This window comes from Mycobacterium sp., assembly GCF_050701675.1.
Taxonomy (GTDB): domain Bacteria; phylum Actinomycetota; class Actinomycetes; order Mycobacteriales; family Mycobacteriaceae; genus Mycobacterium.
In genome coordinates this window covers 1-4,400 of sequence record NZ_JBOGDD010001052.1, presented here as the reverse complement: position 1 = coordinate 4,400, position 4,400 = coordinate 1, and the positions used below count along the sequence as shown (strand labels likewise).

Sequence of the window (4,400 nt, the reverse complement as noted above, 5' to 3'; positions counted from 1 at the left end):
ATCGGATCTAGAGTCGGGTTGTTTTGTTCCGGATTCAGTTGATCTCGCAGGCGACCGGAGTGTGGGTACACCTGCACGTCGCAGCGTACTCGGCCAGCGTCCGGTACCCGAGGGCCAAGTGGAGGCGGCGGTGGTTGTGCTCCTTGTTGAAGTCGCCGATCACCACGCGGGCCTCGAACAGGGCGTTCCAGTCGTTGCGGTTGAGGCACTCCTTCCCAGGCGATTGTCGAATGATTCGATGTAGCCGTTGTTCCACGGGCTTCCGGGCGGGATGTAGAACATCCCGACCTTCCTTCGCGGAACTGTTGCAGTGCTTGGGGAATGAACTTCGGACCGTTGTCCATCCGCACCACCTTCGTGGACTCCTCGACAAAATGTTCGCCGGTGATCGAGCGTTCCACGATGTTCAGCAGCGAACAACGGGTGTGTTCGTCGATCATCGACGCGAGTTTGATCGCCTTGCCATCGACGGTGGAGTCGAACTGAAAGTCGATCGCCCACACCATGTTCGGAGCATCCGCCTCGATGCGCGGATCGACTTCCTCAAGGGCTCCTTGAGCATGTCCACGGCGCGGCGCCTAGCAGCCGGGCTCAGAATTTTCAGTGATTACGTGCCGTCCAGCCATCCAAACGTGATAGGCACTTCCCAACCCGCCATCGGGTACTATCAGAAATTGGCTACCGTCAGCAATCGGAGACATCCGGGTAGCTCATGGTCAGGGGACATTTGTGAATGCCGCCGGGCTTTCAGGAAGGCTCTTATCGCGATGTCCAAGCAGCTGAAGCCACACTTCGAAAACGTACAGGCGCACTACGACCTGTCCGACGACTTCTTCCGCCTGTTCCTCGACCCGACGCAGACCTACAGCTGCGCCTACTTCGAGCGCGACGACATGACGCTGGAAGAGGCGCAGATCGCCAAGATCGACCTGGCGCTGGGCAAGCTGGGCCTGCGGCCCGGTATGACGCTGCTCGATGTCGGCTGCGGCTGGGGCTCGACGTTGAACCGGGCGCTGGAGCGCTACGACGTCAACGTGATCGGGCTGACGCTCAGCGAGAACCAGCAGGCCCACGTCGAGCAGTTGTTCGCCGTGTCGGACAGCCCGCGCTCCAAGCGCGTGGAGGTGCGCGGCTGGGAGCAGTTCGACGAGCCGGTCGACCGGATCGTGTCCATCGGTGCCTTCGAGCATTTCGGCTTCGACCGCTACGACGATTTCTTCACGTTCGCCCATGAGGCGATGCCCGACGACGGCATCATGCTGCTGCACACCATTCTCGGTCTGCATCCCGACGAGGTGATGGAAAAAGGCATACCACTGACCTTCGAGATGGCCCGGTTTTGCAAGTTCATGATCACCGAGATCTTCCCCGGCGGCCGGCTGCCGTCGGTGCGGATGGTCGAGGAGCACGCCGTCAAGCCCGGTTTCACCGTGACCCGGTTTCAGTCGCTGCAGCCCCATTACGTCAAGACGCTCGACTACTGGTCGGCGGCGCTGGAGGCACACAAGGACGAAGCCGTCGCCGTCCAGTCCCAGGAGGTCTACGACCGCTACATGAAGTACCTGCTCGGCTGCCCGGGCATGTTCCGCAGCGGCTTGATCGACGTGGGTCAGTTCACGTTGGCGAAGTAGCGGGCGCGCCCTCAACGGCCACAATTGGGAGAAGTACTGCTGTGTGAACATCACCAGGTGATTCGGTGTCTGGATTGCACATTCCCGTGCGGCCAGTTTGGCCAGCACCGCCTCCATGGCGGCGCTAGTTCGGGATCCATCTGGCCACTGATTGGGGTCAACCCGTCGAAGTCTGGCTTGCAGATCGTGATGCCGCGTCGACGCGCCCGATCTCCATCGGTCAGTGTGCCGTCCTGGTCCAGCAGTGTCATCAGCCTCTCGGCCGCCTTGCGCAGCTGCTCCGGGGTGAATTTGGTGGTGACCTCGGGGCCGGCGGCCTCGCGCGCCGGGGCGTCGCCGCGGCTGATCCGCATCCGTTGCGACATTGCAGCGACGAGGCTCTTGGCCCTAACGTCGCATGTGTCCACTCCCTCGCAAGCCGATTGACCAGCCGATCCTCCAGTACGGGTTGACGCCGGCCAGCGTGTCGCGCCGGAGCGGCGCGTCGAGCTGCAGTGTGCGGGCTTCAGTCCCGAAGGCGCGGAAGCCGCGGATCTCCAACGAGACCGGACGAGGACCGGCCGTGCTGCTGGTCATAGTTTCCGCCAAGTGGCGATCATGGCGTCCAGCGCCCGGTCGAGGTCATCCTCGGTAGCGGCACCAGCAACGGTTTCCGCGAGGACGCGGGCGTCGCGCGGGCCGACGGGCAGATCGCCGCGATCTGCGGCAACTGGAACGCCGGACTTGCGACACGCAACGTCAGTGACTTCGCTGACACCGGCGTCGAACTCATCAACCCGTGGAACTCGGCAACGCCGTAGCGGCTCGGCAGTAAAGCGACGTACGCCGGTCACGTCCCCGGGGAGCTGCCCATTTCATCCGCCACGTGCGGGATGGGCCGGCATGCCCGGAACCGCTCTCCACACCGCCGCGATCCTGGCCGAACTCGGCCATGATGCGGGTGAGATCAGGAGGCGTGTGCCATGGAGGGCCAGGCGACGGTGGAGGGCGGCATGAGCACCTCTGCAGCTCGTCAGGACCTGCCCAGAGGCTTCAAGGGGTGTCGTTGAACTCTTGGTAGATCTCGGGGAGGAAGGAGGCGAGGTGATTCATTTCGGCGGCGCAATGGAAAGCCATGTCGTATCCGACAGTGGGTCCCATCACCTTGGAGATGACATGGGGGAGCACGGCATCGCCGAGTTTGCGGGACGCTCTGCCGGTCAGGAGTTGGGCGCCCTGGCCGGGCACAGAGTGAGCCGGCAGGTCGAGCATCTGGGAGTCGTTGAGGAAGAATCGACTGCGCATCTCGCAGCCGTGTTCGGTGGGGCGGATTTGGTGGATGAGCCAGCCCATGGCCACGGGGTACTGGCTGAGGCCGACGCGAGCGCAGATGACGGTGTTGCCCGGGGCGGAGTGGTCGAAGCCGAGCCGGGTGGGGTCGATGAAGCGGATTGCGAGGCGCTGCATGGTGCCGCCGACGTACTCGTCGGCGTAGGAGACGTTGTCGATGTAGCGCTGGCGGTCGGTGAGAGTGCGGTTGGTGCTGCGGTTCTCGCCGTCGCCGACTTGATCCGCCACGGCCAGGCACAGGGGGCATTCCAGTCCGCCGTGGACGCTGACGTGCTCGCGCAGGTACTCCATGCCTGCGCCCTGACCTTCCTCGCCGCCGAGCAACGAGGAGCGTGGGCCGGAGACGAGACTGACGTCGCTTACAGTCAGCTACTCAGCCTCGGTACCCCTTCAGCTCTGGCCCGCGCCGCCGTCGACCAAGCCGCCGTATCACCCGCCATCCGGGGATCGGACGAGGCATGAGCACACGTACATAGAGATATGAGTAGGTTGCATTGAAACCTGGTCGCCGAGCCGCGGAGTCGGTTGACGGACAGCTGATCGCTCGGCGTTGACCTTGGGCAAAGTGCGAACGAACACGGCAAGGTTCGGCCCGGCCAACAGCCCCCGCTGCAATAAGTTCGCTCACCACGACTCGACGCGGTCGGGCGACCAGCGGCGTTACATGTAACATTGCGGCATGGCGGTGAGAGAAAGGGTCAGCGAGTACCGACGGCGGATGCGGGAGCGGGGCCTCCGGCCGCTACAGGTCTGGGTGCCTGACGTACGAACCCAGACTTTTGCGGCCGAGGCGCATCGCCAGGCTTCGTTGGTCGCAGAAGCGGACGAAGGCTACGACGACCAAGACTTCGTTGAGGCTATCTCGACACCGTGGGACGAGGAGTGAACCGAGGGGAGATCTGGACCGTAGCGGGAGGCGTCTACGCGGCCAAGCCGCGTCCGGCAGTGATCATTCAGGATGACCTCTTTGATGCCACGAGTTCAGTGACTGTTGCTCCGATGACCAGCACTCTGTTGGATGCTCCGCTGATGCGCATCCGCATCAGCGGCGGAGACGGCCGTCTTTCAGGACTCGACCACGACAGTGACGTGATGCTCGATAAGCTCACGACCGTCAGGCGGTTGAATGTCCACGCCCGGGTTGGCCGGCTGACAGCGGAGCAAGTCGTCGAGGTCGAGCGGGCAATGCTGGCATTCCTGGGCCTTGCTCGGTAATGAAAACTGTTGGATCGCAGGGCAATACGGCGTAGTTTACCGGTAAGCCTGCATATTCGGTTCCCGCATATTCGTCGCGCTTCGAGCTGATGGCGTTGCGGTTGCAGCAGGAGTGGGCTTGTTCGTGCGTGTTGCCCGACGGTGTAGGGAACTCGTCTGATCAGAACTCGTATGCGGGGTCATCGTCGAGGATTGGCGCGAACATCGCCGTTAGCCCTCCGAGGT

6 protein-coding genes are annotated in these 4,400 nt (G+C 63.1%); 4 read left to right on the top strand and 2 right to left on the bottom strand.

Features of this window, described 5'->3' with window-relative positions; all coding sequences use genetic code 11:
* Nucleotides 1-244, top strand: a 244-nt coding sequence (locus tag ACRDUX_RS32245) for a hypothetical protein (RefSeq protein WP_526420149.1), incomplete at its 5' end; no start/stop codon positions are given.
* A gap of 523 nt (nt 245-767) precedes the next feature.
* Nucleotides 768-1,631, top strand: a complete 864-nt coding sequence (locus tag ACRDUX_RS32240) for a cyclopropane mycolic acid synthase family methyltransferase (RefSeq protein WP_526420151.1) — start codon at nt 768-770, stop codon at nt 1,629-1,631.
* A 50-nt stretch (nt 1,632-1,681) separates the two neighbouring features.
* On the opposite strand, the gene ACRDUX_RS32235 is transcribed toward ACRDUX_RS32240, so the two are convergent.
* Together ACRDUX_RS32235 and ACRDUX_RS32230 are read right to left on the bottom strand one after the other, a co-directional pair.
* Nucleotides 1,682-1,984, bottom strand: a complete 303-nt coding sequence (locus ACRDUX_RS32235; RefSeq protein WP_526420147.1) for a DUF222 domain-containing protein — start codon at nt 1,982-1,984, stop codon at nt 1,682-1,684.
* Between the two features lie 679 nt (nt 1,985-2,663).
* On the bottom strand, nt 2,664-3,284 hold the full coding sequence (locus ACRDUX_RS32230) for a DAPG hydrolase family protein (protein WP_526420145.1): 621 nt from the start codon (nt 3,282-3,284) through the stop codon (nt 2,664-2,666).
* A gap of 355 nt (nt 3,285-3,639) precedes the next feature.
* On the opposite strand from ACRDUX_RS32230, the gene ACRDUX_RS32225 reads away from it, so the two are divergent.
* Together ACRDUX_RS32225 and ACRDUX_RS32220 are read left to right on the top strand one after the other, a co-directional pair.
* Nucleotides 3,640-3,846, top strand: coding sequence for an antitoxin MazE-like protein (locus tag ACRDUX_RS32225; RefSeq protein WP_526420143.1), 207 nt, complete (start codon nt 3,640-3,642; stop codon nt 3,844-3,846).
* A complete protein-coding gene (locus ACRDUX_RS32220) occupies nt 3,843-4,175 on the top strand; it encodes a type II toxin-antitoxin system PemK/MazF family toxin (RefSeq protein WP_526420141.1) in 333 nt (110 codons plus the stop codon). Before ACRDUX_RS32225 ends, ACRDUX_RS32220 begins: the two co-directional genes overlap by 4 nt.
* The last annotated feature ends 225 nt before the right edge of the window (nt 4,176-4,400 follow it).

Coding starts and splice junctions, on each gene's coding strand:
- ACRDUX_RS32240 (WP_526420151.1), top strand. CDS start 768: ATGTCCAAGCAGCTGAAGCCACACTTCGAAAACGTACAGGCGCACTAC.
- ACRDUX_RS32235 (WP_526420147.1), bottom strand. CDS start 1,984: ATGCGGATCAGCCGCGGCGACGCCCCGGCGCGCGAGGCCGCCGGCCCC.
- ACRDUX_RS32225 (WP_526420143.1), top strand. CDS start 3,640: ATGGCGGTGAGAGAAAGGGTCAGCGAGTACCGACGGCGGATGCGGGAG.